This window comes from Duganella sp. SG902 (assembly GCF_013376005.1).
Lineage (GTDB): Bacteria > Pseudomonadota > Gammaproteobacteria > Burkholderiales > Burkholderiaceae_D > Rugamonas.
On sequence record NZ_JABMJK010000003.1, the window covers coordinates 402,809 to 426,226 of the forward strand.

At 61.6% G+C, this 23,418-nt stretch carries 28 protein-coding genes and 1 pseudogene; 2 read left to right on the plus strand and 27 right to left on the minus strand.

The genetic code is table 11. The features are described 5' to 3' along the window. Positions 1-7 precede the first annotated feature (7 nt). From rplR to FHW83_RS08530, 21 genes and pseudogenes are all read right to left on the minus strand, one after another. Positions 8-370, minus strand: a complete 363-nt coding sequence (gene rplR, locus FHW83_RS08430; protein WP_154379308.1) for a 50S ribosomal protein L18 — start codon at positions 368-370, stop codon at positions 8-10. A 13-nt stretch (positions 371-383) separates the two neighbouring features. Continuing rightward, on the minus strand, positions 384-917 hold the full coding sequence (gene rplF / locus FHW83_RS08435) for a 50S ribosomal protein L6 (RefSeq protein ID WP_176645907.1): 534 nt from the start codon (positions 915-917) through the stop codon (positions 384-386). A gap of 10 nt (positions 918-927) precedes the next feature. Further along, positions 928-1,323: a 30S ribosomal protein S8 gene (gene rpsH / locus FHW83_RS08440; RefSeq protein WP_176645908.1), complete on the minus strand. Its 396-nt coding sequence runs from the start codon at positions 1,321-1,323 to the stop codon at positions 928-930. Positions 1,324-1,337: 14 nt separating this feature from the next. Beyond that, positions 1,338-1,643 (minus strand): 30S ribosomal protein S14, encoded by a 306-nt coding sequence (rpsN, locus tag FHW83_RS08445; protein ID WP_176645909.1) that lies wholly within the window; start codon positions 1,641-1,643, stop codon positions 1,338-1,340. Positions 1,644-1,649: 6 nt separating this feature from the next. Beyond that, positions 1,650-2,189, minus strand: coding sequence for a 50S ribosomal protein L5 (rplE, locus tag FHW83_RS08450; RefSeq protein WP_155468001.1), 540 nt, complete (start codon positions 2,187-2,189; stop codon positions 1,650-1,652). Between the two features lie 6 nt (positions 2,190-2,195). Continuing rightward, positions 2,196-2,510: a 50S ribosomal protein L24 gene (rplX, locus tag FHW83_RS08455; RefSeq protein WP_092280168.1), complete on the minus strand. Its 315-nt coding sequence runs from the start codon at positions 2,508-2,510 to the stop codon at positions 2,196-2,198. A gap of 10 nt (positions 2,511-2,520) precedes the next feature. Continuing rightward, the gene (rplN, locus tag FHW83_RS08460) at positions 2,521-2,889 is read right to left on the minus strand and encodes a 50S ribosomal protein L14 (RefSeq protein ID WP_008444317.1); all 369 of its coding nucleotides are present in this window, start codon (positions 2,887-2,889) and stop codon (positions 2,521-2,523) included. Between the two features lie 265 nt (positions 2,890-3,154). Then, on the minus strand, positions 3,155-3,421 hold the full coding sequence (rpsQ, locus tag FHW83_RS08465) for a 30S ribosomal protein S17 (protein ID WP_055937633.1): 267 nt from the start codon (positions 3,419-3,421) through the stop codon (positions 3,155-3,157). Continuing rightward, the gene (rpmC, locus tag FHW83_RS08470; protein ID WP_176645910.1) at positions 3,418-3,609 is read right to left on the minus strand and encodes a 50S ribosomal protein L29; all 192 of its coding nucleotides are present in this window, start codon (positions 3,607-3,609) and stop codon (positions 3,418-3,420) included. Before rpmC ends, rpsQ begins: the two co-directional genes overlap by 4 nt. Positions 3,610-3,621: 12 nt before the next feature. Further along, positions 3,622-4,041, minus strand: coding sequence for a 50S ribosomal protein L16 (rplP, locus tag FHW83_RS08475; protein WP_092280172.1), 420 nt, complete (start codon positions 4,039-4,041; stop codon positions 3,622-3,624). Between the two features lie 2 nt (positions 4,042-4,043). Then, positions 4,044-4,823 carry a 30S ribosomal protein S3 gene (rpsC, locus tag FHW83_RS08480; protein WP_176645911.1) on the minus strand — a complete coding sequence of 260 codons (780 nt, stop codon included), beginning with the start codon at positions 4,821-4,823 and terminating at the stop codon, positions 4,044-4,046. A gap of 9 nt (positions 4,824-4,832) precedes the next feature. After that, positions 4,833-5,165, minus strand: a complete 333-nt coding sequence (gene rplV / locus FHW83_RS08485) for a 50S ribosomal protein L22 (protein ID WP_174864456.1) — start codon at positions 5,163-5,165, stop codon at positions 4,833-4,835. Next, the gene (gene rpsS / locus FHW83_RS08490) at positions 5,162-5,437 is read right to left on the minus strand and encodes a 30S ribosomal protein S19 (protein ID WP_155436392.1); all 276 of its coding nucleotides are present in this window, start codon (positions 5,435-5,437) and stop codon (positions 5,162-5,164) included. Before rpsS ends, rplV begins: the two co-directional genes overlap by 4 nt. Positions 5,438-5,446: 9 nt before the next feature. Continuing rightward, positions 5,447-6,277 (minus strand): 50S ribosomal protein L2, encoded by an 831-nt coding sequence (gene rplB / locus FHW83_RS08495; RefSeq protein WP_176645912.1) that lies wholly within the window; start codon positions 6,275-6,277, stop codon positions 5,447-5,449. Continuing rightward, positions 6,277-6,591 carry a 50S ribosomal protein L23 gene (gene rplW, locus FHW83_RS08500; RefSeq protein WP_176645913.1) on the minus strand — a complete coding sequence of 105 codons (315 nt, stop codon included), beginning with the start codon at positions 6,589-6,591 and terminating at the stop codon, positions 6,277-6,279. Before rplW ends, rplB begins: the two co-directional genes overlap by 1 nt. Further along, positions 6,588-7,208, minus strand: coding sequence for a 50S ribosomal protein L4 (gene rplD, locus FHW83_RS08505; RefSeq protein ID WP_176645914.1), 621 nt, complete (start codon positions 7,206-7,208; stop codon positions 6,588-6,590). The genes rplW and rplD overlap by 4 nt, the downstream gene beginning before the upstream one ends. Positions 7,209-7,211: 3 nt before the next feature. Next, positions 7,212-7,868, minus strand: coding sequence for a 50S ribosomal protein L3 (gene rplC, locus FHW83_RS08510; protein ID WP_176645915.1), 657 nt, complete (start codon positions 7,866-7,868; stop codon positions 7,212-7,214). Positions 7,869-8,077: 209 nt separating this feature from the next. Beyond that, a complete protein-coding gene (locus FHW83_RS31305; protein WP_176645916.1) occupies positions 8,078-8,365 on the minus strand; it encodes a type II toxin-antitoxin system RelE/ParE family toxin in 288 nt (95 codons plus the stop codon). A gap of 451 nt (positions 8,366-8,816) precedes the next feature. Beyond that, positions 8,817-9,653, minus strand: a pseudogene (locus tag FHW83_RS08520) (DUF817 domain-containing protein); the annotation flags it as partial. A 128-nt stretch (positions 9,654-9,781) separates the two neighbouring features. Beyond that, positions 9,782-10,819, minus strand: coding sequence for a cupin-like domain-containing protein (locus FHW83_RS08525; protein ID WP_176645917.1), 1,038 nt, complete (start codon positions 10,817-10,819; stop codon positions 9,782-9,784). 69 nt (positions 10,820-10,888) lie between these two features. Continuing rightward, entirely contained in the window at positions 10,889-13,861 is a 2,973-nt protein-coding gene (locus FHW83_RS08530; protein WP_176645918.1) for a TonB-dependent receptor, read from the minus strand. Between the two features lie 354 nt (positions 13,862-14,215). On the opposite strand from FHW83_RS08530, the gene FHW83_RS08535 reads away from it, so the two are divergent. Then, positions 14,216-15,490 carry an ROK family transcriptional regulator gene (locus FHW83_RS08535; protein ID WP_176645919.1) on the plus strand — a complete coding sequence of 425 codons (1,275 nt, stop codon included), beginning with the start codon at positions 14,216-14,218 and terminating at the stop codon, positions 15,488-15,490. Between the two features lie 13 nt (positions 15,491-15,503). Here the strand turns inward: FHW83_RS08535 and FHW83_RS08540 are convergent, their stop codons facing one another. From FHW83_RS08540 to rpsL, 6 genes are all read right to left on the minus strand, one after another. Next, positions 15,504-16,211 carry a siderophore-interacting protein gene (locus FHW83_RS08540; protein ID WP_176645920.1) on the minus strand — a complete coding sequence of 236 codons (708 nt, stop codon included), beginning with the start codon at positions 16,209-16,211 and terminating at the stop codon, positions 15,504-15,506. A gap of 119 nt (positions 16,212-16,330) precedes the next feature. Next, positions 16,331-16,648 carry a 30S ribosomal protein S10 gene (gene rpsJ, locus FHW83_RS08545; RefSeq protein WP_072786805.1) on the minus strand — a complete coding sequence of 106 codons (318 nt, stop codon included), beginning with the start codon at positions 16,646-16,648 and terminating at the stop codon, positions 16,331-16,333. A gap of 126 nt (positions 16,649-16,774) precedes the next feature. Further along, positions 16,775-17,965, minus strand: a complete 1,191-nt coding sequence (tuf, locus tag FHW83_RS08550) for an elongation factor Tu (RefSeq protein ID WP_176645921.1) — start codon at positions 17,963-17,965, stop codon at positions 16,775-16,777. A gap of 72 nt (positions 17,966-18,037) precedes the next feature. Beyond that, on the minus strand, positions 18,038-20,143 hold the full coding sequence (gene fusA, locus FHW83_RS08555; RefSeq protein WP_176645922.1) for an elongation factor G: 2,106 nt from the start codon (positions 20,141-20,143) through the stop codon (positions 18,038-18,040). 110 nt (positions 20,144-20,253) lie between these two features. Then, positions 20,254-20,724, minus strand: a complete 471-nt coding sequence (gene rpsG / locus FHW83_RS08560) for a 30S ribosomal protein S7 (protein ID WP_155468423.1) — start codon at positions 20,722-20,724, stop codon at positions 20,254-20,256. Between the two features lie 105 nt (positions 20,725-20,829). Continuing rightward, the gene (gene rpsL, locus FHW83_RS08565; RefSeq protein WP_092281397.1) at positions 20,830-21,213 is read right to left on the minus strand and encodes a 30S ribosomal protein S12; all 384 of its coding nucleotides are present in this window, start codon (positions 21,211-21,213) and stop codon (positions 20,830-20,832) included. A 273-nt stretch (positions 21,214-21,486) separates the two neighbouring features. Here rpsL and FHW83_RS08570 point away from each other — a divergent pair, with 273 nt between their 5' ends. Beyond that, positions 21,487-23,361: a phosphoethanolamine transferase gene (locus FHW83_RS08570; RefSeq protein WP_176645923.1), complete on the plus strand. Its 1,875-nt coding sequence runs from the start codon at positions 21,487-21,489 to the stop codon at positions 23,359-23,361. Positions 23,362-23,418: the final 57 nt, after the last annotated feature.

Below are 23,418 nucleotides of genomic sequence, written 5' to 3' on the forward strand. Positions count from 1 at the left end.
TCGTTCCTTAGAACTTCAGACCGGCTTCACGCGCGGCTTCTGCCAGCGCCTTCACACGGCCGTGATAACGGAAACCGGAACGGTCGAAGGCGACTTCGGTGATACCGGCTTTCAGTGCTTTTTCTGCTACGCGCTTGCCGACCAGTGCGGCGGCGGCGGCGTTGCCACCCTTGCCCGACTTGCCAGCCAGTTCGGCGCGCACTTCCGCTTCCACGGTCGAGGCCGAAACCAGCACTTTGGCTTCCGGGGAGATCAGGTTCGCGTAAATGTGCAGGTTGGTGCGGTGCACCGACAGGCGGTTCACTTTCAGCTGCGCGATCTTGATCCGGGTTTGACGTCCGCGGCGCAGACGAGATTCTTTTTTATCCATCGTCAGCCCCTAATTACTTCTTCTTGGTTTCTTTGATCTTAACCACTTCGTCCGAATAACGGACGCCCTTGCCCTTGTAAGGCTCCGGAGCGCGGTAAGCACGAACTTCTGCTGCTACCTGACCCACCTTTTGACGGTCGATGCCTTTGATGACGATCTCGGTCGGGGTGGCGGTGGCGCAGGTCACGCCGGCTGGCATGGCATGCACGACCGGGTGCGAGAAACCCAGCGACAGGTTCAGCTTGTCGCCCTGGGCCTGGGCTTTGTAGCCCACGCCAACCAGGTTCAGCTTTTTCTCGAAGCCCTTGGTCACGCCGGTCACCATGTTGTTGACCAGCGCGCGCAGCGTGCCGGACATGGCGTTGGCTTCGCGGCTGTCGTTGGCCGGTTCGAAGCTCAGGGTGCCAGCATTGTTTTCTACTTTTACCAGGCCGTTCAGGTTCTGGGTCAGGACGCCCAACGGGCCCTTGACGGTGATCGCCTGCGCGGAGATGGCGACATCAGCGCCAGCTGGCACAGCGATAGGCATTTTAGCTACACGGGACATGTCTAACTCCTTAAGCCACGAAGCAAATCACTTCGCCGCCGACACCGGTAGCGCGTGCTTTACGATCGGTCATCACGCCTTGCGGGGTCGACACGATTGCCACACCCAGGCCATTCATGACCGATGGGATTTCGTCCTTGCCTTTGTAGACGCGCAGACCGGGACGCGACACGCGCTCCAGACGCTCGATAACAGGACGGCCTACGTAGTACTTCAAACCGATTTTCAGTTCCGACTTGCCACCGGCTTCGGCGACAGCGAAATCTTCAATGTAACCCTCGTCCTTGAGGACGTTGGCAATCGCTACTTTGACTTTCGACGATGGCATCGCCACGGTCGTTTTTTGAACGCCCTGGGCGTTGCGAATGCGGGTCAGCATATCGGCGATAGGATCGCTCATACTCATTGCATATTCTCCTATTACCAGCTAGCTTTAGTCATACCCGGGATCTCGCCACGCATGGCGAATTCACGGAGCTTGATACGGCCCAGACCGAATTTACGGAAGGTGCCGCGTGGACGACCGGTGACGGCGCAGCGGTTGCGCTGGCGGGTCGGAGCCGAGTTACGTGGCAGGGCCTGCAGTTTCAGGCGCGCTTCGTAACGCTCTTCTTCCGACTTCGACTGGTCATCAATGATGGCCTTGAGCGCGGTGCGCTTGGCGGCGAATTTGTTCGCCAGTGCCACGCGCTTCGCTTCACGGTTAATCAGTGCGAGTTTTGCCATGATCTCTTAGTTCCTGAACGGGAATTTGAAGGCGGCGAGCAGAGCTTTCGCTTCGTCGTCGGTCTTAGCGGTGGTGGTGATCGAAATGTTCATACCACGCAGCGCATCGATCTTGTCGTACTCGATCTCAGGGAAGATGATCTGCTCTTTCACACCGATGTTGTAGTTGCCGCGGCCATCGAAGGCCTTGCCGTTCACACCACGGAAGTCACGCACGCGCGGCAGGGCCACGGTGATGAAACGGTCGAGGAACTCGTACATGCGGGCGCCGCGCAGGGTCACCATGGTGCCGATCGGGTAGCCTTCACGGATCTTGAAGCCGGCGATTGCCTTGCGGGCCTTGGTCACCACCGGCTTCTGGCCGGCGATCTTGGTCAGGTCGCCCACGGCGTGCTCGATGATTTTCTTGTCCGCGACCGCTTCCGACAGACCCATGTTCAGGGTGATCTTGGTCAGACGTGGAACTTCCATCACCGATTTGTAACCGAATTTCGCGGTCAGGTCGGCGACGACCTTTTCTTTATAGAATTCTTGGAGACGTGCCATGATTTCTTAAGCCTTCACTACTTCGCCGGACGATTTGAAGACGCGGACTTTCTTGCCATCCACTTCCTTGAAACCAACACGGTCTGCCTTGCCAGTCGCGGCGTTGAACAACGCCACGTTGGACACGTGAATCGGCATAGTCTTGTCGACGATACCACCTTGAACGCCAGTCATTGGGTTCGGCTTGGTCGCTTTCTTGGCGACGTTGACGCCTTCAACCACAACGTGCTCTGCGTCTACGCGACGCGAAACGACGCCGCGCTTGCCCTTGTCCTTACCGGCCAGAACGATGACTTCGTCGTTTTTACGAATCTTATCCATTGCTGACTCCTTACAGTACTTCAGGTGCCAGGGACACGATCTTCATGAACTTCTCAGTGCGCAGCTCGCGCGTCACTGGTCCGAAGATACGGGTACCGATCGGTTCCAGCTTGGCGTTCAGCAGCACGGCGGCGTTGCCGTCGAACTTCACCAGGGAACCGTCCTGGCGGCGAACACCCTTAGCGGTGCGCACTACCACGGCGTTATAAATTTCACCTTTTTTGACACGGCCGCGTGGCGCGGCAACCTTGACGGTTACCTTGATCACGTCGCCAATGCCAGCATAACGGCGCTTGGAGCCGCCCAACACCTTGATGCACATGACTTCCTTGGCACCGGTGTTGTCGGCCACTTCGAGCCGGCTTTCAGTTTGAATCATAGTATTCTCTTTCCCAACTTAAGCCGAAGAATCCACACAATGCGGACCTGCGGTCAGTCTTGGTCCCGCCAGAGCGCTCATGCAGAGCCCACTGTTTGGGTGCTTGACCTTCGTACTGCTACTGACCGCACGGTTCAGCGTCTGTGGCCAGACACTTTGCGGCGTTACATGAACGAAGCCCACGAGTATTACACACAACTCGCGGGCTTGCAAGAACTAATTGAAAATCGCCACCCGGACCAGGCCCGGGCGGCGACGGCTTCAATTAAACGATTTGCGCGGCTTGCACCACGCGGGTCACGGTCCATGCCTTCGTTTTGGAGATCGGGCGACCTTCCACGATTTCCACCGTGTCACCGGCTTTCACCTGGTTGGTCTCGTCGTGCGCGTGGTACTTGGCGCTGCGGACGATGATCTTGCCATACAGAGGGTGCTTCACGTGACGTTCGATCAGAACGGTAACGGTCTTGTCCATCTTGTCGGACACAACTTTACCGATCAGCGTGCGCTTCAGCTTTACTTGCTCGGTCATTTTGCTTCCTTCGTGTTCAATACCGTTTTTACGCGTGCGATGTCGCGACGTACCTTCTTGAGCTGCGAGGTGTTGCTCAGCTGTTGCGTAGCGATTTGCATACGCAGGCCGAATTGCGCCTTCAACAGGTCATTCAGCTCTTTTTGCAGAGCTGCCTGGTCTTTGCCGCGGAGTTCAGATGCTTTCATGTTTCACTCCTGTTATTGACCAACTTGGCGCACCACGAAGGTGGTGGCCAGTGGCAGTTTGGCAGCGGCCAGGCGGAATGCTTCGCGCGCCAGTTCTTCGCCTACGCCGTCCATCTCGTACAGGACCTTGCCTGGACGGATTTCAGCAACGTAGTACTCCGGATTGCCCTTGCCGTTACCCATACGGACTTCGGCAGGCTTGTTCGAGATCGGTTTGTCCGGGAACACGCGGATCCAGATACGGCCGCCACGTTTGATGTGACGGGTCATGGCGCGACGTGCTGCCTCGATCTGGCGGGCCGTGATGCGGCCACGGGCCACGGCCTTCAGACCGAACTCGCCGAACGACACGTTGGTGCCGGCGGTGTGCGAAATGCCGGTGTTGCGGCCTTTCTGCTCTTTACGATACTTTCTGCGTGCTGGTTGCAGCATGATTATTCTCCTGCTTTCTCGGCTGGCTTGGCGGCGCGGCGGGCGCCACCAGCACCGGCTGGACGCGGACGGCCAGCTGGTTTGCCGTCTTCACGACGTGGGCCACGTGGCTTTTTCTCGTCCGGTGGGGTATCGATCACAGGGGCTTCGCCGGTCGGCGAGCGGTCGCCCTTGTAGACCCAGACCTTGACGCCGATGATGCCGTAGGTGGTCGAAGCTTCCGAAGTGCCGTAGTCGATGTCAGCGCGCAGGGTGTGCAGCGGCACACGGCCTTCGCGGTACCATTCGGTACGGGCGATCTCGATGCCGTTCAGACGACCCGACGACATGATCTTGATGCCCAGGGCGCCCAGGCGCATCGCGTTCTGCATCGCGCGCTTCATGGCGCGGCGGAACATGATGCGTTTTTCGAGCTGCTGGGCGATCGAGTCGGCGATCAGCTGCGAATCGATTTCCGGCTTGCGGATCTCTTCGATGTTCACGTGCACCGGCACGCCCATGATCTTGCCCAGCGCCGACTTCAGTACTTCGATGTCTTCGCCCTTCTTGCCGATCACGACGCCTGGACGCGAGCTGTAGATGGTGAAACGCGCGTTCTTGGCTGGGCGCTCGATGACGATGCGGCCGACCGAAGCGTTCTTCAGCTTGGTTTTCAGGTAGGTGCGTGCTTTCAGGTCTTCGTTCAGCATGTCGGCAAAGTTACCATTGCCAGCGTACCAACGCGAAGCCCAGTTACGGGTTACCGCCAGGCGGAAACCAGTTGGATGAATTTTCTGACCCATCTTGGCTCCTTAGTTGCCGACGGTCACGTAAATGTGACACGATTGTTTCGAGATACGATCGCCACGACCCTTTGCACGCGCGGTGAAGCGCTTCAGGATCGGACCCTTTTCGACGTAGATCGTTTTCACGAACAGTTCGTCGATGTCGGCACCATCGTTGTGCTCGGCGTTGGCGATGGCCGACTCCAGCACTTTCTTGATGATGGTGGCGCCTTTTTTCGGGCTGAACTGCAGAATGTTCAGCGCGGCGTCAACTTTCTTGCCACGGATCAGGTCAGCAACCAGGCGGCCCTTTTGGTCCGACAGGCGCACGCCTTTGAGGATAGCTTTGGTTTCCATTATTTCTTCGCCTTCTTGTCAGCGGCATGGCCCTTGAACGTGCGGGTCAGCGCGAATTCACCGAGCTTGTGACCAACCATGTTCTCGGAAACGTACACAGGCACGTGCAGCTTGCCGTTGTGGACAGCGATCGTCAGGCCGATGAAGTCAGGCATGATGGTCGAGCGACGGGACCAGGTTTTGATTGGCTTTTTGTCTTTGGACGCTTGCGCGGCTTCGACTTTTTTCACCAGGTGGGCGTCACAGAACGGCCCTTTTTTCAATGAACGAGTCATGATTTATCCTTATTTCTTGCCGCGGCGCGAGACGATCATCGAAGAAGTGCGCTTGTTGCTGCGAGTCTTCTTACCCTTGGTCTGCTGGCCCCATGGCGACACTGGGTGACGACCAGCCGCGGTACGGCCTTCACCACCACCGTGCGGGTGGTCGATCGGGTTCATGACCACACCGCGAACGGTAGGACGAACACCGCGCCAACGCATGGCACCAGCTTTACCGATCTTGCGCAGGCTGTGTTCGGCGTTGCCGACTTCACCCACGGTGGCACGGCACTCGATGTGCACGCGACGCACTTCACCCGAGCGCAGACGCACTTGAGCGTAGGTGCCTTCACGGGCCATCAGCACGACGCCGGCGCCGGCGGTACGGGCCATCTGGGCACCTTTACCTGGCAGCATTTCGACGCAGTTCATGATGGTACCGACCGGAATGTTGCGGATCGGCAGGCAGTTACCGGCCTTGATCGGCGCTTCCGCACCGTTCATCACGGTGTCGCCCACAGCCATGCCCTTGGTGGCGATGATGTAGGCGCGGGCACCGTCGGCGTAGCACAGCAGAGCGATGTGCGCGGTACGGTTAGGATCGTATTCGATACGCTCCACTTTCGCCGGGATGCCATCCTTGCTGTTACGCTTGAAGTCGATCACGCGATAGTGCTGCTTGTGACCACCACCGATGTGACGGGTGGTGATGTGGCCGTTGTTGTTGCGGCCAGCGGTTTTCGATTTTTTCTCAACCAGGGCGGCGAACGGACGGCCTTTGTACAGGTCGCTGTTCACTACCTTCACCATGCCGCGACGGCCTGGGGAGGTTGGCTTCATCTTAACGAGTGCCATTATTTAGCCTCCTCGGTGAAATTGATTTCCTGGCCTGGCTTCAGGCACACGAAAGCACGCTTGGTGTGGTTGCGGCGGCCGATGTGGGCGCCCGAACGCTTTTGCTTGCCTTCGCGGTTCACGGTTTGCACCGATTCCACTTCGACTTTGAACAGCAGTTCCACGGCAGCCTTGATCTCTGGCTTGGTCGCGTCGGTGGTGACACGGAACACGATCTGCTCGTTCTTTTCCGCGACCAGGGTGGCCTTTTCGGAAATCACTGGCGCAACCAGTACTTTCAGCAGGCGTTCTTCGCTAAATTTCAATGCGCTCATGCCAGCATCTCCTCAATCTTCGCCAGCGCAGCCTTGGTCACCAGGATCTTTTTGTAGAAGACCAGCGACATAGGATCGGCGTGACGCGGCTCGACAACCAGCACGTTCGGCAGGTTGCGGGAAGCCAGTTCCAGGTTTTCGTTGGCGCTGTCGGTGATGATCAGGACCGAGTCCAGGCCCATGCCGGTCAGCTTTTGCGACAGCAGCTTGGTTTTTGGTGCTTCGATCGACAGATCTTCGATGACGGCCAGACGGTCTTCGCGGGCCAGCTGCGACAGGATCGAGCAAACGCCGGCGCGGTACATCTTCTTGTTCACTTTGTGGGTGAAGTTCTCGTCAGGCGAGTTCGGGAAGATGCGGCCACCGCCGCGCCACAGTGGCGACGACGACATACCAGCACGGGCGCGGCCGGTGCCTTTTTGGCGCCATGGCTTCTTGGTCGTGTGGTGGACTTCTTCACGGTCTTTTTGCTTGCGGTTGCCGCTGCGTGCATTGGCTTGGTAAGCAACGACGATCTGGTGGATCAGCGCTTCGTTGTAGTCACGGCCGAAGACGGTATCGGCGGCGGCGACGTTAGAGGCGGCTTGACCTTGAGCGTTCAAGAGCTTGAGTTCCATCGTTTAAGCTCCCTTCTTTGCTTTAACTTTGACGGCAGGCGAAACCACGACCTGGCCGTTTTTGGCGCCAGGGATCGCACCTTTGACCAGCAGCAGCTGGCGCTCGGCGTCGATGCGGGCGATTTCGAGGTTCTGCACGGTCGTGGTGACATCACCCATGTGACCGGTCATGCGTTTGCCAGGGAACACGCGGCCTGGATCTTGCGCCATACCGATCGAACCTGGAACGTTGTGCGAACGCGAGTTACCGTGGGTCTGACGACCCGAAGCAAAGTTGTGACGCTTGATGGTGCCGGCGTAGCCTTTACCGATCGAAACACCTTGCACGTCGACTTTTTGACCTACTTCGAACAGCGAAACGGCGACAACTTCGCCAGCTTTCAGTTCGGCGGCTTTGGCGGCGTCGACGCGGAACTCTTTCAGCAGAGTACCGGCTTCAACACCAGCTTTAGCGTGGTGACCAGCAACGGCTTTGGTCACGCGGGAAGCGCGACGTTGACCGAATGCGACCTGAACCGCGGTATAGCCGTCAGTTTCAGGAGTTTTGATTTGCGCAACACGGTTGTTCGATACGTCGACAACGGTGACCGGGATCGAATCCCCGTCATCGGTGAAGATGCGCATCATACCAACCTTGCGACCGAGGAGGCCAAGGCTCATTTTTTCTCCAATTCCCACCTACGATTGGGCGGGGATATGTTGAACTACAAAAATAGTACGGACCAATAAAAAGACGAATCCATACCGAAGCCGGCTAGTGTACTGTGATTTGCCCCTTGACGCAACAACTTAGTACGAGGTATGTCGGTTTTTTGCGGGGAAGCGCGCCGGCGCGGCAAAACGCGGCTGCATGCGGGCTGGCGGCGCGGTCAAGCGGGGCGCTTTCTTGACGAATGCTTAACGCGCAGAAGATGCACGCCATCCGCCAGGACGCGATAAATGATCAAATAGTGAGAGTGCACCAGCAGTTCGCGCGTGTCGGCTTTACGGCCAACATGACCAATTTCAGGAAAGACGGCAAGTATGCTGGCTTTCCTTTCGATCTGGTCGAGCAATTTATCCGCATTCGCCGGGCTGTCAACGGCGACGCGCCGGCCAATCCGGATCAGGTCATTGACCGCAGCCGAGCTCCAGAACACTGGTCGCGGCTGCGCCATTTTATTTAGCCTTGATCGCGGCCCGAATCCGGCGCATGGCCTCGTTATGCGGAATCAACGGAGCGGAATCGTTAAGCGCTTCCTGCACCTCGCCGCTCAACCACTCGTCGTAGCCTTCCTCTTTTGCTAACTGCTTGACCTCAAACCGCTCAATCCCCAAGGCAAGCAAACGCTGCTCGACCGCTTGCAGCGCGTCAAACACCGCAGCTGTTTTACCTTCAAAATCCAACAAGGCGTGATCGCCCTGCTCGTCGTGCACATACACCACCCAGCCCTCGTCCCGCGCTTGAGCGGAGACGCTGAACTCTTTTTCGGTGTTAGCCAACATGGCAAGTGCCGATGGCTGTATGGTCAGGGTCGTCATGGCCAGCCTCCAATCCGATAAGGGAACCAATCTAGCACCGGCTGCGGCGCAAGGTTTGAGACAAAACAAGCCCTCTTCACAGCGTTCCGGCACATGGATGCTGGCCTTGATATGTTTCAAATTTGCCACGATGGTGAAGGTCATGATGACCAGCAGCGACCACGAGCTCCACTTGCCGACGTGCACCGCCGACCAGGCGCCGATCTGGTTGGGATAGCGCCACACGCCCCAGAAGGTGCTGATGTTCTCGGCCAGCCAGATGAACAGGCCGATCAGCACGAAGGCCAGCAGCAGCGGCATCTGGCGCTCGCGGTCCAGCGGCCGGAACACCGCCGTGGTGCGGGCGTACAGGCCCAGCGCGCAGGCCGCCAGGTACCAGCGGTAGTCGCCGATATAGTGGTGGGTGAAGAAGTTGGCGTAGATCAGCACGGCGATCAGCGCCGCCATCCAGTGCGGCGGATGATGGCGGATGCGCAGGTCGAACAGCCGCCAGGCCTGGATGATGTAGCTGCCCACCGCCGCGTACATGAAGCCGGAGAACAGCGGCACGCCGAACAGCTTGCTCCAGGCGAAGTCGGGATAGCTCCACGACTGGATCGCGCCCGAGGTCTTGAACACTTCCAGCGCGAAGCCGACCGCATGGAACAGGCTGACGGCCTTCAGCTCGTCCCAGGTCTCCAGCCGGGCCCACACCATCCAGCCCTGGATCGCCAGCGCCGCCAGCAGCAGCACGTCGTAGCGCGGCAGGCCGAACAGCCCGGCGCGCGGCACCAGGAACACGGTGGCGAAAAACAGCGCCACGAACAGGCAGGCGCGCGCCTCCTTGATGCCGAAGTACCAGAATTCCGTCAGAAAGCGCGCGGCGCCGCGCAGGCCCGGGCGGGCGGCGCCGTCCAGCAGGTGGTGGTCGAGGGTGGCGAGCATGCCCGCTACTCTACCGTGACAGCGCCAAAAAAAACAGGCCGCCGGGACGGCGCGGCCTGCGCAAGTGTTGGGGCGGCACGACCCGCCCCTCCCCCTCTCAGTACTGCAAGAGTCCGTTCAAGCCCGACCTAGCGGTTCAGGCGGTTCAGCAATTGCGCGCGCAGCATGCGCGCGCCCATCTCGTCCAGCGGCGCCAGCGGCCCGCGCGCGGCCGGCGGCAAATGGGCCGCCTCGCCGCCGTCGCTGTCGAACACGTAGTGGCGGAAGATTTCGCGCCACGCCGCGCGCTGCGCCGGCGGCAGGTCGCGCATGGTCATCAGCCCCAGCAGCAAGGCGTTGTGCGGCGTGTCCATCCAGGCCGGCGACTGGCGCCACCAGTAGTTGATCAACAGATTGAACGCCTCCAGCCCCTCCACGTGGTGCCACCACATGCTGGGAATGAACAGCGCGTCGCCAGCCTCCAGCTCGGCCGACTGGGCATGCGCCAACGCCTCGGCGAAGCGCGGGTAGCGTTCGAGGTCGGGCCGGTGCAGGTCGACCATGCTGACCGACTGCCCGGCCGGGGTGAAATCGAGCGGCCCCACATACAGATTCTTCAGCTGCTCCGGCGGGAACAGGGTGAAGCGGCGGCGCCCGGCCGCCACGCACGCCAGGTTGTCCGGCAGGTCGTAATGGGCCGGCACGCGGGTGCGGTTGCCGATCCACAGGCTGGCCAGCGGGTCGCGCGCACCCAGGTTGAGGTCGTTCTCGGCGCGCAAGCCCGGCAGGCAGGTGTCGATGGTGGTCGAGCCCACGTACAGCGTGGGCGGCGCGGGCGCGTCGAGGTGGGCGGCCAGCGCGTCCAGCACCTGGTCGAAGCGCACCATCTGGCTGTGGAAGTTGAGCCCGCTCAGGTCGTCGTTGTAAAAAATGCGGCCGTCGCCGCCGGGCGGCTGATGGCTGGCCAGCACGGTGGCGTCGCGGTAGAAGCGGCGCAGATAGGCGTCGGCGGCGCGCGCCGACTGCCGTCCCGCCCGCACCAGCGGCCAGTGCGCCACCAGGCCGCGCAGCACCAGCGGCACCGGCGAGCACAGCACCTCGTCGGGCAGCGGCTGGCTGCCGTCGCCGCGCAGGTCGGCGCTGCGCGCGCAATCGATCTCGGCGATGGCGGTGAAACTGCGGGACATGAATTCTCTCGAGAAAACAGGCCGCCGCCGGGGCGGCGGCCTGTGGACTTACTCAGCTGCCAATCAAGCTTAGAACTTGTAACGCAGGCCCAGCATGTAACGCGGACCGGCTTGCGTCACATTCAGGGTGGCCGCCTCGGTACGGCCGTGCTGGCGCGTGGTGCGGTCGGTGAGGTTGATCGCCTCGGCCTGGAAGCTCAGGTTCTTGTTGAAATTGTAGCCGATGCTGAGGTCGACCTGGCCATAGGCGTCGGTGTACACCGGCGCCGCGCGGCCATTGCCGTCGACCGTGGCGGCCAGGAAGGAATCGCGCCAGTTGTAGGCCACCCGCACCGACCAGTCCTTGTTCTCGAAGATACCGACCAGGTTGGCCGAGTTGCTCAAGCCCAGGATCGCGAACTGGTCGTTCACGTCGGCGTTGTTGTACTTCAGCGGCGAGTGCACGTAGGTGTAGTTGGCCTGCACGCCGAAGCCGCTCTGGCCGAACATATGCTGCACGTTGACCTCGGCGCCGCTGACGTCGGCCGACTTCTGGTTGGCGTAGGTGGTGGTCTGGAAGTTCAGGATCGGATCGGTCGGCAGGCCGGTGATGGTGCCGTCCAGCATGCCGTCGGGCTTCACGCCGGTCTTCTTGACGCCGGGCTGGCCGTCGAAGTTGCCCAGGATGTAGTTGCGGATGCAGTTGGTGTCGGCCGCGGTACAGCCGCCGGTGGACAACGCCGCCTTGTAGTAGGCGCCGCCGACCGGGGTGTGCAGGTCGTACAGCGACTGCGACACCAGCGTCTGGCCGGCGTAGTTGTCCATCTGCTTGCGGAAGTAGGCCAGCGACAGCACGCTCTGCTTGTCGTAATACCATTCCCACGACAGGTCCAGATTCTTCGACTTGACCGGCTTCAGCGCCGGGTTGCCGACCGAGGCGGTGCCGCCGGTGAACACGTTGGCGATGGTGCCCAGGGTCAGGCCGCCCTGCAGCTGGTCGTAGCGGGCGCGGCCGATGGTGGTGCCCAGGCTGGCGCGCAGCTTCATGTCGCTGCGGATGTCGGCGTCCAGGTTGAGGGCCGGCAGCACGTTGGTGTAGGAGGCGTCGGTGTTGCTGAACGCCTGGCCGCCAAAGGTGATCGGCAATTCATTCTGCGCCACCCACACCACGGCCGTGCCCGGCAGCACCTGCGCCACCGAGGTGACCTTGGTGCGCTCCAGGCGCAAGCCCACCGACGAGTGGAACGGGATCGCGGTATCCCAGTCGGTGTTGAACGAGGCGTAGGCCGAGGTGGTTTTCTCCTGCAAGGTGCGGTCGGTGTCCGGCTTGGTCATGTTCGGCAGGTAGGCGGCCTGGTTGCCGACCGCGTTGGCGGTGAGCTGGCGCACCGTGGCGAAGTCGAAGCTGTACAGGGTGGCGAACAGGTTGGGCGAGTTCGAACCGCCCAGCTTGTTGAAGAACGAGGACATCGGGTTGGCCGTCCACAGGCTGGCCGGATAGTCCGAGGGCTTGGTGGCGCCGCCCCAGGTGTTGTTCTGCACGTTGGAGTAGGTCGAGCGGTTGGTGGTGTCGGTGTAGCTGACGCCGAAGTTCAGGTCGGACGCCTCCAGCAGCTTCAGGTTGGCCTTCGCCTGGGCTTGCTTGATGGTGGATTTCTCGTAGCTGTTGTGGAACCACGAACCGGCCGCCTGGATCGGCGCCGCCGCCAGGTTGGCCGCCGGCATGGTCAGCACCGGCAACTCGGTGGTGAAGTCGACCTTGGTGGTGCCGCGGCTGAAGCTGGCGTTGGACAGCGTGTTTTCGGAACCGAACGGGCTGTCGGCGCCCGACTCGGCGGTCGAGTGGTGGGCGTCGAACTCCACCTTCAGGTCCGGCGTGGCTTTCCACACGGTGTTGAAGCCCAGCGACTTGTTCTTGGTCTTGGTGGCGAAATCGCCGCCCACCACCGAGATGTCCTGCGGCGTCGGGTAGACTTCCTGGTAGGTCAGCGGGCTGACCACGTGGCCGCTCGGCCAGGTGCTGGTCGAGGTCGGGGTCTGGGCGAACCACACGCTCAGTTCGCTACGCTTGGTCTGGATCTTGTTTTCCGAGAAGGTGTAGTCGACCGTGGTGGTCAGGTCCTTGACCGGGCGGAACTGGAAGGTCAGCTGGCCGTTGGTGCGCTGACGCTGGATGGCCGACGAGTTGTAGCCGAAGTTCTGCGGAATCGAGTACAGCGCGTCCGGGGCCGGACGGTTGGTGATGTTCTGCGAGCCGGGCTGGCCGGGCTGCGGCAGGGTCTGGCCGTCGATCACGGCCGAGCCCAGGTACGGGCCCTGGTAGCCGTTGAACAGGCCGGCGCGGTTGACGCCCGAGTCGCGCGACTGGTAGCTGCCGCTCACCGCCACGCCGAAGCGGCCGTCTGCGCTGGTGTTGGTGTAGATGCCCGAGACTTCCGGCGTCACGCTCTTGCCCTTGAAGGCGTCCACCACGTGGTCGTTGGAGGTGTCCTTCAGCGCCTTGACGCCGACGCTGGCGTGCAGGCCGGGATTGTCGAACGGACGGCCGGTCACCACGTTGATGGTGGCGCCGATGCCGCCGCTCGGGCTGTCGGCGCGGCCGGTCTTGTACACCTGCAGCTGGGAGATCGATTCCGAGGCCAGGTTGGAGAAGTCGAACGAGCGGCCGGACAGGTCGCTCAGGTCGGTGGTCGGCATCTGGCGGCCGTTCAGCAGCACCAGGTTGAAGTCCGGGCCGAGGCCGCGCACGGTGACCTTCTGGCCTTCGCCGTTGCTGCGGTCGATCGACACGCCGGAAATCCGCTGCAGCGATTCGGCCAGGTTGGTGTCCGGGAATTTACCCATGTCCTCGGCCACGATGCCATCGACGATGCCATCGGAGTTGCGCTTCAGGTTCAGCGTCGACTGCATACTGGCGCGGATGCCGGTCACCACCACCGACGGCGTGGTGTCGGTGGCGGCGGTGTTGTCTTGCGCTTGGGCCAGGCCGAAGGCGGCGCAGGCGCCGGCCACCGCGACACTGATCAGACGGCGCTGTCGTGGCGCCTTTGAAAACGTTTTCATCGAAGTACGCACTTCATCTCCTTATTTTGATTATTCCGGCGTTGCGCTGCCGGAGTTGATTGCTACTCAAACTGACTGCTGGGTAGTTCTGTACAAAGGCGCCGCAGAACACGGACGGCGGTGTGATGCCCGCCTGGGAGGCTGTCCGACTCGTGCTGAGTGACTTATTAGACAAGTTCAGAATAGGAGAAACGCTTCCATTCGTCAATCGGTCGAACAATCTATGCACCGATTCTGCCCATCGGTGTTGTAACGACGCACCAGAACGGTTAGTTCCGCCCCGCGTTGGATCTTTAGTCGATATGACAAGCTTGGTGTATCATCGGCGGATTCCCCCTTTCGGAACTCCGCCCCATGATCGTTGCCGGCGACCAGCAGTTACTCAAGCAAATCAATCGCATGGCACTGGTGCGCCAGTTGTGCAGCGTGCCGGGCTTGTCGCGCGCGGCGCTGGCCGAGGCCGTTGGCCTGACCAAGTCCACCGTCAGCCTGCTGGTGCGCGAGCTGCTGGACGAAGGCTGGCTGACCGAGAGCGACATCCGCGTCACCGGCGCGCTGGGCCGGCGCGCCACGCCGCTGCAGCTGGACGGCGAACGGCTGGCCCTGCTGGGGGCCGACCTTGGCATCGGCATGGCGCGCATCGTCGCCACCAACCTGCTGGGCGAGGTGCTGGCCGAGCAGGAACTGCCCTACCTCGACCCGGCCGACACCGCCGGCTGCATCGGCCTGATGGCGCAGGGCCTGGCCGAGCTGGCCATGGGCGTGGCGCTGGCCGGGCGCACCGTGCTGGGCGTCGGCGTCGGCCTGCACGGCGTGGTGGACGACGCCACCGGCGTGCTGCACTACGCGCCGCACCTGGGCTGGCGCAACGTCGACGTCGCCGGCCAGCTGCGCGCCCACTTCGCCGGCACGCCGCTGGCCGAGCTGCCGCTGTTCATTCAAAACGAGGCCAACGTGGCGGCGCTGGCCGAGCTGGAGTTCTCCGGCCAGGTCGACGCCGACCCGCTGATCTACCTCAGCATCGGCTACGGCGTCGGCGCCGGCATCATCGTCAACGGCCGCCTGCTGACCGGCTTGTACGGCTTCGCCGGCGAGGTCGGCCACACCATCCTGCAGCAGGGCGGCCCGCCCTGCTCGTGCGGCCGGCGCGGCTGCGCCGACGCGCTGATCGGCCTGCAAGCCTTGCTGGACGAGGTGTACGGCAAGCTGCCGCAGTCGACGCCGGAGCAGCTGGAACAATTGTTCACCGAGGCCGAGGCGGAATCCGGCCACGCCGCGCGCGCGGTGGAGTCGGCCGGGCGCAACCTCGGCGTGCTGTTGAACAACCTGTGGGTGGCGTTCGACCCGATGTGCATCGTCATCGGCGGCGCCGCGCTGCGCCTGGGCGAGCGCTTCATCGGTCCGGGCCGCGGCGTGCTGCACGACTGCGCCAGCGCCACCGGGCTGCCGGCGCCCACCATCCGCACGCCCCACTTCGGCAACAACGCCATCGCGATCGGCGGCGCCGCCATGGCGCGCCACTACCTGATGCGCCCGTTCTCCGAGCAAAGCCCGGCGCGCCGCCACCACGCCCACAAGCTGGGCGAGCTGGCGCCGGCGCTGGCGGCCGGCATGCTGGCCTGGAACTGACGGCCGCCGCGCGCTAATCGAGCCCGGTCTTGCCGGGCGCCCAGTAAGCCTTGCTCTGGCGCCGCGCGGCGCCGACGCCGTGCTCGCGCAGCAGGCGGCCCATGTGCTGGATGGCGCCGGCCTTGCCGGTCAACACCACGTCGGCCATGGGATGGGCCGCCAGCAGCGCCGCCATGTGCGCATCGAGCGCGTGCTCCGCGCTTTCCACGCTGGCGTTGCGCAGCTGCAGCCGCTCGGCGACCGCCCGCGTCTGGCCGGGGTCGCGCGCCGCGAACAGCATGTGGGTGGTGGCCTCGGCCGACAGCGCCACCGCCAGCCCGAGCGAGGTTTCATCGCCAAACAGGATCACCGGCGAGGCCGCCGGCGCCAGGCGCACCGACTTGCGCGGGCCGAAGAAAGCGCAGGCGTCGCCCTGGCGCAGCGTGCGCGCCCAGCGTGTGCCGGGCGCGTCGCCGTGCAGGTAAACCAGGATGCGGGTGCGGCCTTCGGCGGCGTCCCAGTCCAGCGGCGTATAGGTGCGCTGGGTCCAGCCGCCGAGCATCAGTTGGATCTTGTCGCCGGGCGTCCAGTCGACATCGCGCAAGGCGTCGCCGCCCAGGGTGATCAGGCGGAAGTCCGGGCTCGGCTCGGCGATCTCCAGCACCCGCGCGCCGCGCGTGAAGATTTTTTGCAGCGCCGCTTCAAACACGCCGGCGCGTTTGGGGGAAAGTGTGGTGTCCATGCTGAGGTAGACGGGCCACGCGCGCGAATATTTTGGCGCCGCCAAAAACAACGGGCCCGGACGCTTGCGCGTGCGGGCCCGTCATCAGCCGGCAGCCGTGGCTGCCAACTTAAAACCGATTACTGCAGTTTGATTTCGACATCAACGCCGGCTGGCAGGTCCAGCTTCATCAGGGCGTCAACGGTCTTGTCGGTTGGGTCGACGATGTCCATCAGGCGCTGGTGGGTGCGGATTTCGAACTGGTCGCGCGAGGTCTTGTTGACGTGCGGCGAACGCAGAACGTCGAAACGCTGGATGCGGGTTGGCAGTGGGACCGGGCCTTTGACCACGGCGCCGGTGCGCTTGGCGGTGTCCACGATTTCCAGGGCCGATTGGTCGATCAGCTTGTAGTCGAAAGCCTTCAGGCGGATACGGATTTTTTGATTGGTAACGGTCATGATAATTTCCTCAAAGAGCGAACTGGCAACTTTGTAGCGCCAGCAATTTAAAAAGAACGAGTTTTTTAAAACAAGGCCGACATGGTATCACACCATGTCGGCCCTGCTTCACATCACGCTAAAAAATTAGGCGATGATCTTGGCAACCACGCCGGCGCCCACGGTACGGCCGCCTTCGCGGATAGCGAAGCGCAGACCTTCTTCCATAGCGATCGGGTTGATCAGCTTGACGGTGATCGACACGTTGTCGCCTGGCATAACCATTTCTTTATCGGCTGGCAGCTCGATCGAACCGGTCACGTCGGTGGTACGGAAGTAGAACTGTGGACGGTAGTTGTTGAAGAACGGGGTGTGACGGCCGCCTTCATCTTTCGACAGAACGTAGATCTCGCCGGTGAAGTGGTTGTGCGGCTTGATCGAGCCTGGCTTGGCCAGAACCTGACCACGCTGAACGTCTTCACGCTTGGTGCCGCGCAGCAGCAGGCCAACGTTGTCGCCGGCTTGACCCTGGTCCAGCAGCTTGCGGAACATTTCCACGCCGGTGCAGGTGGTTTTCACGGTGTCGGTGATGCCCACGATTTCGATCTCTTCGCCGACCTTGATGATGCCGCGCTCAACACGACCGGTCACCACGGTGCCGCGGCCCGAGATCGAGAACACGTCTTCCACTGGCATCAGGAAGGTGCCGTCAACTGCGCGCTCTGGGGTCGGGATGTACGAATCCAGGGCTTCGGCCAGTTGCATGATGGCCTGTTCGCCCAGCGGGCCGGTGTCGCCGTCCAGCGCCATACGGGCCGAACCTTTGACGATCGGCAGGTCGTCGCCTGGGAACTCGTACTTCGACAGCAGTTCGCGCACTTCCATTTCCACCAGTTCCAGCAGCTCGGCGTCGTCCACCAGGTCGCACTTGTTCAGGAACACGATGATGTAAGGAACGCCAACCTGACGCGCCAGCAGGATGTGCTCGCGGGTCTGTGGCATTGGGCCGTCAGCGGCCGAGCACACCAGGATCGCGCCGTCCATCTGCGCGGCACCGGTAATCATGTTCTTGATGTAGTCGGCGTGGCCTGGGCAGTCAACGTGAGCGTAGTGACGGCCGGCGGTTTCGTACTCGACGTGGGCGGTGTTGATGGTGATGCCGCGTGCTTTTTCTTCTGGAGCAGCGTCGATCTGGTCGTAAGCCTTAGCTTCGCCGCCGAATTTCTTCGACAGAACGGTAGCGATTGCTGCGGTCAGGGTGGTTTTGCCGTGGTCGACGTGACCGATGGTGCCTACGTTGACGTGCGGTTTAGTCCGCTCGAACTTTTCTTTTGCCATTTTGATTCTTCCTCAGAACAAAGTTTTTAAATGTGCGGCCGGATGATCTATCCGGCCGCAAAAATACCAGAATTACTTCGCTTTCGCGGTAACGATAGCGTCGATAACGTGCTTAGGCGCCTCGGAGTAGTGCTTGAACTCCATGGTGTAGGTCGCACGACCTTGCGTTGCGGAACGCAGGGTGGTCGAGTAACCAAACATTTCCGACAGTGGCACTTCGGCTTTGATGATCTTGCCGCCGCCGCCTGGGATTTCGTCCATGCCCTGCACCATACCGCGGCGGGACGACAGGTCGCCCATCACGGTACCGGCGTAGTCTTCCGGCGTTTCCACTTCCACGGCCATCATTGGTTCCAGGATGACTGGGTTAGCGCGTTTGCAAGCCTCTTTGAAGGCCATCGAACCGGCCATGCGGAATGCATTTTCGTTCGAGTCAACATCGTGGTACGAACCGAAGGTCAGGGTCACTTTGACGTCCACCACCGGGTAGCCGGCCAGAACACCGGTGTTCAGGGTTTCGCGCACGCCTTTTTCCACCGCAGGGATGAATTCGCGAGGAATCACACCGCCCTTGATGGCGTCGACGAACTCGAAGCCCTTGCCTTGTTCCTGTGGCTCCAGGGTCACGACGGCGTGGCCGTACTGACCACGACCACCCGACTGCTTGACGAACTTGCCTTCCACATCGGACACGGTCTTGCGCACGGTTTCACGGTAGGCAACCTGTGGTTTGCCCACGGTGGCTTCCACGCCGAATTCGCGCTTCATGCGGTCAACGATGATCTCCAGGTGCAGCTCGCCCATACCACCGATGATGGTCTGGCCCGACTCTTCGTCGGTCTTCACGCGGAACGACGGGTCTTCCTGCGCCAGACGGTTCAGTGCCAGACCCATTTTTTCCTGGTCAGCCTTGGTTTTTGGTTCCACAGCCTGTTGAATCACCGGCTCCGGGAACACCATTTTTTCCAGGGTGATGATCGAGGCTGGATCGCACAGGGTTTCACCGGTGGTCACGTCCTTCAGGCCCACTGCCGCGGCGATGTCGCCGGCGCGCACTTCCTTGATCTCTTCGCGCTGGTTGGCGTGCATCTGCAGAATACGGCCCAGACGCTCTTTACGACCTTTGACCGAGTTGTACACGGTATCGCCGGCGTTGATCACACCCGAGTACACGCGGAAGAAGGCCAGCTGGCCCACGAACGGGTCGGTCATGATCTTGAAGGCCAGCGCCGAGAATTTCTCGTCGTCGGCGGCCTTGCGGGTGGCTGGCTGCTCGTCTTCGTCGGTGCCCGAAACGGCTGCGATGTCCACTGGGGACGGCAGGTATTCGATCACCGCGTCCAGCATGGCCTGCACGCCCTTGTTCTTGAAGGCGGTACCGCACATCATTGGAACGATCTCGGAAGCGATGGTGCGGTCGCGCAGCGCCTTCTTGATCTCGGCTTCCGACAGGTCGCCTTCTTCCAGGTACTTGTTCATCAGGTCTTCGTTCGCCTCGGCGGCGGCTTCAACCATCTTCTCGCGCCACTCGGCGGCCGAATCGGCCAGCTCGGCAGGGATGTCGACGTAGTCGAACTTCATGCCTTGCGAAGCGTCGTCCCAGATGATGGCTTTCATCTTGACCAGGTCGATCACGCCCTTGAAGTTGTCTTCGGCGCCGATCGGGATCTGGATCAGCACTGGGTTGGCCTTCAGGCGTGCGCGCATCTGCTCGTACACTTTGAAGAAGTTCGCGCCGGTACGGTCCATCTTGTTGACGAAGGCCAGACGTGGCACTTTGTACTTGTTGGCCTGACGCCACACGGTTTCCGACTGTGGCTGAACGCCGCCCACTGCGCAGTAAACCATGCAAGCACCGTCCAGAACACGCATCGAGCGTTCAACTTCAATGGTGAAGTCAACGTGGCCCGGGGTGTCGATGATGTTGATGTGGTGCTCAGGGAAGTTGTTCGCCATGCCTTTCCAGAAGCAGGTGGTCGCAGCCGAGGTGATGGTGATACCACGCTCTTGTTCCTGCTCCATCCAGTCCATGGTGGCGGCGCCGTCGTGGACTTCACCGATCTTGTGGTTCACGCCCGTGTAGAACAGAACGCGCTCGGTGGTGGTGGTCTTACCTGCATCGATGTGAGCGGAGATACCGATATTGCGGTAGCGCTCGATGGGGGTCTTGCGGGCCATAATTAATCCTAAATCGTTTAATGGACAAAACCGAGCGCCATTTTTGGTGACAAAAATGAGCCCGGCCTCGAACAACGGATAACAGCCAGCTCAGCAGCTGGCCGATTTTATTAGAAGCGGAAGTGCGAGAACGCTTTGTTCGCTTCAGCCATGCGGTGAACTTCGTCACGACGCTTCATCGCGCCGCCACGGCCTTCGGCCGCTTCCATCAGCTCGCCAGCCAGACGTTGTGGCATGGACTTCTCGCTGCGCTTGTTGGCAGCTTCGCGCAGCCAACGCATGGACAGGGCCATGCGGCGCACTGGGCGGACTTCAACCGGCACCTGGTAGTTGGCACCACCAACGCGACGGGATTTCACTTCAACCAGCGGCTTGGCGTTGTTCAGCGCGGTGGCGAACACTTCCAGCGGGTCTTTGCCCGATTTCTGGGCGATGTGCTCGAAGGCACCGTAGATGATGTTTTCAGCGACCGATTTTTTACCGGACAGCATCAGAACGTTCACGAATTTGGCGACATCGGTGTTGCCGAATTTTGGATCCGGCAGGATCTCGCGCTTGGGTACTTCACGACGACGTGGCATGTCATTTCCTTTATCTTCAGTTGAGTGCCTTGCGGTCACTCGCGGCGGCCATCATAGCCAACCACTTACTCGGTCTCACGACCGGCTCAACTCAATTAATGTAGATTACTTCTTGGCTTGCTTGGCGCGCTTGGCACCGTATTTCGAGCGAGCTTGCTTACGGTCTTTAACGCCCTGGGTATCCAGTGCACCGCGAACCATGTGGTAACGCACACCTGGCAAGTCTTTCACACGACCGCCGCGCAGCAGGACCACGCTGTGTTCCTGCAGGTTGTGGCCTTCGCCGCCGATGTACGAAATGACTTCGAAACCGTTGGTCAGGCGCACCTTGGCAACTTTACGCAGTGCCGAGTTAGGCTTCTTAGGAGTGGTGGTGTACACACGGGTGCACACGCCACGTTTTTGCGGGCTGTTTTCCAGCGCCGGCGATTTGCTCTTCACGACCAGCTTGGTGCGTGGTTGGCGAATCAGTTGATTGATGGTTGGCATCGTTCTAAACCCAACTAAATTACAACGTTAACAACCCGGTCATAGTGCCGGGGACAAAAAACCTTCTCCCGATTTACTGGGCAACGGAGGCGCAAACAGCCACTCTCGCGGAGCAGCCGGATTCAGCGTATACGATGTGCAGAATAAATTGAGAACTCGCGAGTATAGACGTGAAGCGCGGCTCAGTCAACCAATTTCACGGCGCCATGCGGCTTGCAAGGATCAAGAAACACTTGATAATAGCGGACTAATCCATCATCCCCTGTCCGCCGAATGCCATCCCTGCCGCGTCCCGCCCCCTTGTTCGTGCTTGCCAGCTACCTGATGTTGTCGCTGGTGCCCTGCGTGCCCCTGTTGCTGGGCAAGCAGGTGCCGGAGCTGGCGCACGTGCTGGCGGTGGAGGCGCTGGCCTGGCTGGCGGTGTGGAGCGTGTTCGGCCGGCCGGCCTGGTTCCACTGGCTGCTGATCCCGGCGTTCGTGGCGCTGCCGACCGAAATCTACTTGTATATTTATTACGGCCAGGGCATCTCCACCCACCATCTCGGCATCATTGCCGAGACCAGCCCCAAGGAGGCGATGGAGTTCCTCGGCCGCAAGGTCTGGCTGATGGGCGCGGTGCTGCTGGCCATGATACTGTGGGGCGGCGCGGTGCAGGTGGCGGCGCGCCACAGCCCGACGCTGACCTGGCGCGGCAAGTCGCGCCGGGCCGTGCTGGCCGCGCTGCTGGCGCTGGGCGCGCTGTGGGCCTACGGCTGGGAATTCGGCGTGCGCGGCAAGCCGGCGCCGCCGCCGCATGCCAGCGCCAGCGCCGCGTCCACAGCGTCCGCCAGCGAGGAAGAGGCCGAGGAGGACGCGCCGGAAGACAGCGCGCAGGAACACGCCGCCATCGCCGGCGCCGGCCGCACCGGCTGGCACTGGCCGGCGCTGCCCTGGCGCGTGCGCACGCCGCTGGCGTTCAGCGACTTCGCCTCGTCCTGGCCGTTCGGCCTGACCGCGCGCGGGGTCGACTTCTACAAGGAGCGCGAATACCTGGCCGACCTCGGCCGGCGCAGCCGCAGCTTCACCTTCGGCGCGCACCAGCCGCAAAAGAACGACGCGCCGGAGATCGTCATCATGGTGATCGGCGAATCGTCGCGCTACGACCGCTGGGGCATCAACGGCTACTCGCGCGACACCACGCCGCTGCTGCGCCAGGAGCCCAACCTGGTGACGCTGCCGGACGTGATCACCTCGGTCTCGGCCACGCGCCTGTCGGTGCCGGTGATCATCTCGCGCAAGCCGGCCATGCAGGCGCTGAAGGATGGCTTCTACGAGAAATCCTTCCTGACCGCCTACAAGGAGGCCGGCTTCAAGACCTTCTGGCTGTCCAACCAGATCTCGTTCGGCCAGTTCGACACGCCGGTGTCGGTGTTCGCCAAGGAGGCCAACGTGATCCAGTTCATGAACCTGGGCGGCTTCACCAACAACTCCAACTTCGACCAGATTTTGCTGGAGCCGCTGCGGCACGCCATCGGCGACCCGGCGCCGAAGAAGCTGATCGTGCTGCACACGCTGGGCAACCACTGGAACTACAGCCAGCGCTACCCGAAGGAATTCGACAAATGGCAGCCGTCGCTGTTCGGCGTCGACAAGCCGGTGTACACCGACCTGAAGATCAAGCCGCAGCTCAACAACAGCTACGACAACTCCATCCTCTACACCGACTGGTTCCTGTCGCAGGTGATCCGGCAGCTCAAGGACACGCAACAGCTCAGCTCCATGGTGTACGTGGCGGACCACGGCCAGACCCTGTACGACGGCAGCTGCAACATCGCCTTCCACGGCCACAACACCCAGTACGAATTCCACGTGCCGGCCATGGTCTGGTACTCGGACCTGTACAAGGAGCGCTATCCGGAAAAGGTGAGGCAACTGCTGCGCCACCGCAAGGCGCGGCTGGCCACCGAGAACATGTTCCACACGCTGCTGGACCTGGGCGACATCCAGTACGACGATCAAAAGCTGGAGTGGAGCTTCCTCAACAAGCAGTTCAAGCAGCACAAGCGCTACGTCGACAGCTACGGCTGGTCCAACTACGACAACGCCAGCTTCAAGGGCGACTGCCGCGAAGTGATGGACAAGGGCAAACCGCTCAAACAGGAAAAATAAAGAGCATACGTTCCGGCCGGCACCCGGCGCGGGAGCGGCCGGGACCAGCATTGACGC

What these genes read in the sequence shown, in the direction of transcription:
- FHW83_RS08570 (WP_176645923.1), top strand. Translation starts at nt 21,487, where the DNA reads ATGCCATCCCTGCCGCGTCCCGCCCCCTTGTTCGTGCTTGCCAGCTAC.
- rpmC (WP_176645910.1), bottom strand. Translation starts at nt 3,609, where the DNA reads ATGAAAGCATCTGAACTCCGCGGCAAAGACCAGGCAGCTCTGCAAAAA.
- rplP (WP_092280172.1), bottom strand. Translation starts at nt 4,041, where the DNA reads ATGCTGCAACCAGCACGCAGAAAGTATCGTAAAGAGCAGAAAGGCCGC.
- rplF (WP_176645907.1), bottom strand. Translation starts at nt 917, where the DNA reads ATGTCCCGTGTAGCTAAAATGCCTATCGCTGTGCCAGCTGGCGCTGAT.
- rplE (WP_155468001.1), bottom strand. Translation starts at nt 2,189, where the DNA reads ATGGCACGTCTCCAAGAATTCTATAAAGAAAAGGTCGTCGCCGACCTG.
- rplN (WP_008444317.1), bottom strand. Translation starts at nt 2,889, where the DNA reads ATGATTCAAACTGAAAGCCGGCTCGAAGTGGCCGACAACACCGGTGCC.
- FHW83_RS08535 (WP_176645919.1), top strand. Translation starts at nt 14,216, where the DNA reads ATGATCGTTGCCGGCGACCAGCAGTTACTCAAGCAAATCAATCGCATG.
- fusA (WP_176645922.1), bottom strand. Translation starts at nt 20,143, where the DNA reads ATGGCCCGCAAGACCCCCATCGAGCGCTACCGCAATATCGGTATCTCC.
- rpsL (WP_092281397.1), bottom strand. Translation starts at nt 21,213, where the DNA reads ATGCCAACCATCAATCAACTGATTCGCCAACCACGCACCAAGCTGGTC.
- rplR (WP_154379308.1), bottom strand. Translation starts at nt 370, where the DNA reads ATGGATAAAAAAGAATCTCGTCTGCGCCGCGGACGTCAAACCCGGATC.
- tuf (WP_176645921.1), bottom strand. Translation starts at nt 17,965, where the DNA reads ATGGCAAAAGAAAAGTTCGAGCGGACTAAACCGCACGTCAACGTAGGC.
- FHW83_RS08530 (WP_176645918.1), bottom strand. Translation starts at nt 13,861, where the DNA reads ATGAAAACGTTTTCAAAGGCGCCACGACAGCGCCGTCTGATCAGTGTC.
- rpsQ (WP_055937633.1), bottom strand. Translation starts at nt 3,421, where the DNA reads ATGACCGAGCAAGTAAAGCTGAAGCGCACGCTGATCGGTAAAGTTGTG.
- rpsC (WP_176645911.1), bottom strand. Translation starts at nt 4,823, where the DNA reads ATGGGTCAGAAAATTCATCCAACTGGTTTCCGCCTGGCGGTAACCCGT.
- rpsS (WP_155436392.1), bottom strand. Translation starts at nt 5,437, where the DNA reads ATGACTCGTTCATTGAAAAAAGGGCCGTTCTGTGACGCCCACCTGGTG.
- rplW (WP_176645913.1), bottom strand. Translation starts at nt 6,591, where the DNA reads ATGAGCGCATTGAAATTTAGCGAAGAACGCCTGCTGAAAGTACTGGTT.
- rpsN (WP_176645909.1), bottom strand. Translation starts at nt 1,643, where the DNA reads ATGGCAAAACTCGCACTGATTAACCGTGAAGCGAAGCGCGTGGCACTG.
- FHW83_RS08540 (WP_176645920.1), bottom strand. Translation starts at nt 16,211, where the DNA reads ATGGACACCACACTTTCCCCCAAACGCGCCGGCGTGTTTGAAGCGGCG.
- rplC (WP_176645915.1), bottom strand. Translation starts at nt 7,868, where the DNA reads ATGAGCCTTGGCCTCCTCGGTCGCAAGGTTGGTATGATGCGCATCTTC.
- rpsH (WP_176645908.1), bottom strand. Translation starts at nt 1,323, where the DNA reads ATGAGTATGAGCGATCCTATCGCCGATATGCTGACCCGCATTCGCAAC.
- rpsG (WP_155468423.1), bottom strand. Translation starts at nt 20,724, where the DNA reads ATGCCACGTCGTCGTGAAGTACCCAAGCGCGAGATCCTGCCGGATCCA.
- rplB (WP_176645912.1), bottom strand. Translation starts at nt 6,277, where the DNA reads ATGGCACTCGTTAAGATGAAGCCAACCTCCCCAGGCCGTCGCGGCATG.
- rpsJ (WP_072786805.1), bottom strand. Translation starts at nt 16,648, where the DNA reads ATGACCGTTACCAATCAAAAAATCCGTATCCGCCTGAAGGCTTTCGAC.
- rplX (WP_092280168.1), bottom strand. Translation starts at nt 2,510, where the DNA reads ATGGATAAGATTCGTAAAAACGACGAAGTCATCGTTCTGGCCGGTAAG.
- FHW83_RS08525 (WP_176645917.1), bottom strand. Translation starts at nt 10,819, where the DNA reads ATGTCCCGCAGTTTCACCGCCATCGCCGAGATCGATTGCGCGCGCAGC.
- rplD (WP_176645914.1), bottom strand. Translation starts at nt 7,208, where the DNA reads ATGGAACTCAAGCTCTTGAACGCTCAAGGTCAAGCCGCCTCTAACGTC.
- FHW83_RS31305 (WP_176645916.1), bottom strand. Translation starts at nt 8,365, where the DNA reads ATGGCGCAGCCGCGACCAGTGTTCTGGAGCTCGGCTGCGGTCAATGAC.